The following is a 5472-nucleotide window of genomic DNA, read 5'->3' as shown; positions in this document are numbered from 1 at the left end:
GTGTTGTTTGAGAACTCAATAGTGTGTTTGGTGGTTTTTGTTTGTTGTTGTTTTTTGGCTGCATTCTGATACCCCCGTGTTGGGGTGTGGCCTGTTTTTGATGCCAGTTTGTTTGGTGTCTTTTGTTTGGTTTCAGGCTTGTTCTGATTCGAATTCCACCTGTCTTTGGATGGGTTGTTTTTGTTTGGAGAGTTTGATTCTGGCTCAGGACGAACGCTGGCGGCGTGCTTAACACATGCAAGTCGAACGGAAAGGCCCTTCGGGGTACTCGAGTGGCGAACGGGTGAGTAACACGTGGGTGATCTGCCCTGCACTTTGGGATAAGCCTGGGAAACTGGGTCTAATACCGAATATGATCATGGCCTGCATGGGTTGTGGTGGAAAGCTTTTGCGGTGTGGGATGGGCCCGCGGCCTATCAGCTTGTTGGTGGGGTAATGGCCTACCAAGGCGACGACGGGTAGCCGGCCTGAGAGGGTGACCGGCCACACTGGGACTGAGATACGGCCCAGACTCCTACGGGAGGCAGCAGTGGGGAATATTGCACAATGGGCGCAAGCCTGATGCAGCGACGCCGCGTGAGGGATGACGGCCTTCGGGTTGTAAACCTCTTTCAGTAGGGACGAAGCGCAAGTGACGGTACCTATAGAAGAAGGACCGGCCAACTACGTGCCAGCAGCCGCGGTAATACGTAGGGTCCGAGCGTTGTCCGGAATTACTGGGCGTAAAGAGCTCGTAGGTGGTTTGTCGCGTTGTCCGTGAAAACTCACAGCTCAACTGTGGGCGTGCGGGCGATACGGGCAGACTTGAGTACTGCAGGGGAGACTGGAATTCCTGGTGTAGCGGTGGAATGCGCAGATATCAGGAGGAACACCGGTGGCGAAGGCGGGTCTCTGGGCAGTAACTGACGCTGAGGAGCGAAAGCGTGGGGAGCGAACAGGATTAGATACCCTGGTAGTCCACGCCGTAAACGGTGGGTACTAGGTGTGGGTTTCCTTCCTTGGGATCCGTGCCGTAGCTAACGCATTAAGTACCCCGCCTGGGGAGTACGGCCGCAAGGCTAAAACTCAAAGAAATTGACGGGGGCCCGCACAAGCGGCGGAGCATGTGGATTAATTCGATGCAACGCGAAGAACCTTACCTGGGTTTGACATGCACAGGACGCCGGCAGAGATGTCGGTTCCCTTGTGGCCTGTGTGCAGGTGGTGCATGGCTGTCGTCAGCTCGTGTCGTGAGATGTTGGGTTAAGTCCCGCAACGAGCGCAACCCTTGTCTCATGTTGCCAGCACGTTATGGTGGGGACTCGTGAGAGACTGCCGGGGTCAACTCGGAGGAAGGTGGGGATGACGTCAAGTCATCATGCCCCTTATGTCCAGGGCTTCACACATGCTACAATGGCCGGTACAAAGGGCTGCGATGCCGTGAGGTGGAGCGAATCCTTTCAAAGCCGGTCTCAGTTCGGATCGGGGTCTGCAACTCGACCCCGTGAAGTCGGAGTCGCTAGTAATCGCAGATCAGCAACGCTGCGGTGAATACGTTCCCGGGCCTTGTACACACCGCCCGTCACGTCATGAAAGTCGGTAACACCCGAAGCCGGTGGCCTAACCCCTTGTGGGAGGGAGCCGTCGAAGGTGGGATCGGCGATTGGGACGAAGTCGTAACAAGGTAGCCGTACCGGAAGGTGCGGCTGGATCACCTCCTTTCTAAGGAGCACCACGAGAATCAGGCCCGCCCACATCGTGTGGGGGTTCGGGAGTTCTGATCGATTCGTTGGATGGCCTTTCGCCTGTAGTGGGTGGGGGTCTGGTGCACGACAAGCAATCATCCAGGACGGGGACCTTCCTTTTGGGGGGGTTGTCTGGTGCTGCCAAACACACTGTTGGGCTTTGAGACAACAGGCCCGTTGTTCCCGAGCGTTGGTTCGGGAGGCGTGTTGTTGCTCCATCTTTGGTGGTGGGGTGTGGTGTTTGATTTGTGGATAGTGGTTGCGAGCATCTGGCACGCATGAGGCGCCGGCTTCCTTTGGGGGGTTGGTGGTTTTGTGTGTGCGATTGATGTGCAATTTCTTTTTTCGAATTGGTTTTTTGTGTTGTAAGTGTGTAAGAGCGCATGGTGGATGCCTTGGCACTGGGAGCCGATGAAGGACGTGGGAGGCTGCGTTATGCCTCGGGGAGCTGCCAACCGAGCGTTGATCCGAGGATGTCCGAATGGGGAAACCCGGCACGAGTGATGTCGTGTCACCCACTACTGAATACATAGGTAGTGGGGGGGAACGCGGGGAAGTGAAACATCTCAGTACCCGTAGGAAGAGAAAACAATTGTGATTCCGTTAGTAGTGGCGAGCGAACGCGGAGGATGGCTAAACCGTATGCATGTGATACCCGGCAGGGGTTGTGTGTGCGGTGTTGTGGGACGTTTCGTCTTCGGTCTGCCGGCCGGGGCGGGAGTGATAAACCGTGGTGTTAGGTGAAGTGGCCTGGGATGGTCTGCCGTAGTGGGTGAGAGCCCCGTAACTGAAAACATCACGGCTCCTGTGGAACTGTTCCCGAGTAGCAGCGGGCCCGTGGAATCTGCTGTGAATCTGCCGGGACCACCCGGTAAGCCTGAATACTTCTCAGTGACCGATAGCGGATTAGTACCGTGAGGGAATGGTGAAAAGTACCCCGGGAGGGGAGTGAAATAGTACCTGAAACCGTGCGCTTACAATCCGTCAGAGCCCTCTCTTTGAGTGGGGTGATGGCGTGCCTTTTGAAGAATGAGCCTGCGAGTCAGGGACATGTCGCGAGGTTAACCCGGGTGGGGTAGCCGTAGCGAAAGCGAGTCTGAATAGGGCGTATCCACACAATAGTGTGTGGTGTAGTGGTGTGTTCTGGACCCGAAGCGGAGTGATCTACCCATGGCCAGGGTGAAGCGCGGGTAAGACCGCGTGGAGGCCCGAACCCACTTAGGTTGAAGACTGAGGGGATGAGTTGTGGGTAGGGGTGAAAGGCCAATCAAACTCCGTGATAGCTGGTTCTCCCCGAAATGCATTTAGGTGCAGCGTTGCGTGTTTCTTACCGGAGGTAGAGCTACTGGATGGCCGATGGGCCCCACAGGGTTACTGACGTCAGCCAAACTCCGAATGCCGGTAAGTGAAAGCGTGGCAGTGAGACGGCGGGGGATAAGCTCCGTACGTCGAGAGGGAAACAGCCCAGATCGCCGGCTAAGGCCCCTAAGCGTGTGCTAAGTGGAAAAGGATGTGCAGTCGCAGAGACAACCAGGAGGTTGGCTTAGAAGCAGCCACCCTTGAAAGAGTGCGTAATAGCTCACTGGTCAAGTGATTGTGCGCCGATAATGTAGCGGGGCTCAAGCACACCGCCGAAGCCGCGGCATCGAATTTATTCGATGGGTAGGGGAGCGTCCTGCACACCGGTGAAGCAGCCTGGTAATGGAGCTGTGGAGGGTGTGGGAGTGAGAATGCAGGCATGAGTAGCGATAAGGCAAGTGAGAACCTTGCCCGCCGAAAGACCAAGGGTTCCTGGGCCAGGCCAGTCCGCCCAGGGTGAGTCGGGACCTAAGGCGAGGCCGACAGGCGTAGTCGATGGACAACGGGTTGATATTCCCGTACCCGTGTGTGAGCGTCCCTGATGAATCCATTCTGCTAATCGCCCAAATGGTGTCCCACCAATTCCTTCGGGAAGCGGGGGTCACCGGCTGCGCGAGACCCGGGTGGGTAGTAGTCAAGCGATGGGGTGACGCAGGTAGGTAGCCGTACCAGTCAGTGGTAATACTGGGGCAAGCCCGTAGGGAGTCAGATAGGCAAATCCGTCTGGCATTAATCCTGAGAGGTGATGCATAGCCGAGTGAGGCGAATTCGGTGATCCTTTGCTGCCAAGAAAAGCCTCTAGCGAGCGCACACACGGCCCGTACCCCAAACCAACACAGGTGGTCAGGTAGAGAATACCAAGGCGTACGAGTGAACTATGGTTAAGGAACTCGGCAAAATACCCCCGTAACTTCGGGAGAAGGGGGACCTCCTACTGTCATGGCACTAGCTGCCGGCAGCGGTGGGGGGTGGCACAAACCAGTGAGAAGCGACTGTTTACTAAAAACACAGGTCCGTGCGAAGTCGCAAGACGATGTATACGGACTGACGCCTGCCCGGTGCTGGAAGGTTAAGAGGACCCGTTAACCCTTCGGGGTGAAGCGGAGAATTTAAGCCCCAGTAAACGGCGGTGGTAACTATAACCATCCTAAGGTAGCGAAATTCCTTGTCGGGTAAGTTCCGACCTGCACGAATGGCGTAACGACTTCTCAACTGTCTCAACCATAGACTCGGCGAAATTGCACTACGAGTAAAGATGCTCGTTACGCGCGGCAGGACGAAAAGACCCCGGGACCTTCACTATAGCTTGGTATTGGCGTTCGATACGGTTTGTGTAGGATAGGTGGGAGACTGTGAAACTCACACGCCAGTGTGGGTGGAGTCATTGTTGAAATACCACTCTGATCGTATTGGACTTCTAACTTCGGACCGTATATCCGGTCCAGGGACAGTGCCTGGTGGGTAGTTTAACTGGGGCGGTTGCCTCCTAAAATGTAACGGAGGCGCCCAAAGGTTCCCTCAACCTGGACGGCAATCAGGTGTTGAGTGCAAGTGCACAAGGGAGCTTGACTGCGAGACGGACATGTCAAGCAGGGACGAAAGTCGGGACTAGTGATCCGGCACCCCCGAGTGGAAGGGGTGTCGCTCAACGGATAAAAGGTACCCCGGGGATAACAGGCTGATCTTCCCCAAGAGTCCATATCGACGGGATGGTTTGGCACCTCGATGTCGGCTCGTCGCATCCTGGGGCTGGAGCAGGTCCCAAGGGTTGGGCTGTTCGCCCATTAAAGCGGCACGCGAGCTGGGTTTAGAACGTCGTGAGACAGTTCGGTCTCTATCCGCCGCGCGCGTCAGAAACTTGAGGAAACCTGTCCCTAGTACGAGAGGACCGGGACGGACGAACCTCTGGTCCACCAGTTGTCCCACCAGGGGCACCGCTGGATAGCCACGTTCGGACAGGATAACCGCTGAAAGCATCTAAGCGGGAAACCTTCTCCAAGACCAGGTTTCTCACCCTTTTAGAGGGATAAGGCCCCCCGCAGACCACGGGATCGATAGACCAGACCTATACGCACCGCAAGGTGTTCAGGGAACTGGCACTAACCGGCCGAAAACTTACAACAACCAAAACAACAAACCAGTTGACACGGACAAAGTAAGCACACCAAGACGCCCGCAACCACACCACAGCAGTCAAACCACTGCACCCCACCACCAAAACTAAACCTCCCCACCACATGGGGACACTCAAAAAAGAGTGAATAAAGTTACGGCGGCCATAGCGGCAGGGAAACGCCCGGTCCCATCCCGAACCCGGAAGCTAAGCCTACCAGCGCCGATGATACTACCCAACAGGGTGGAAAAGTAGGACACCGCCGAACACAATTTA

3 rRNA genes are annotated in these 5472 nt (G+C 56.0%); all 3 read left to right on the top strand.

The annotated features are described in order from the left end of the window. Positions 1-181 precede the first annotated feature (181 nt). The 3 genes from CRM90_RS29385 (at position 182) to rrf (ending at position 5464) form a co-directional block, all read left to right on the top strand. A 16S ribosomal RNA gene (locus CRM90_RS29385) occupies positions 182-1701 on the top strand. Positions 1702-2087: 386 nt separating this feature from the next. Then, positions 2088-5206 (top strand): 23S ribosomal RNA (locus CRM90_RS29380). Between the two features lie 145 nt (positions 5207-5351). Next, positions 5352-5464, top strand: a 5S ribosomal RNA gene (gene rrf / locus CRM90_RS29375). Together the 16S, 23S and 5S rRNA genes form the textbook arrangement of a ribosomal RNA operon. The last annotated feature ends 8 nt before the right edge of the window (positions 5465-5472 follow it).

The sequence above is a fragment of the Mycobacterium sp. ENV421 genome, assembly GCF_002887815.1.
GTDB lineage: Bacteria > Actinomycetota > Actinomycetes > Mycobacteriales > Mycobacteriaceae > Mycobacterium.
The sequence above is the reverse complement of the archived record's forward strand: the minus strand, read 5'-3'. Positions and strand labels throughout refer to the sequence as shown.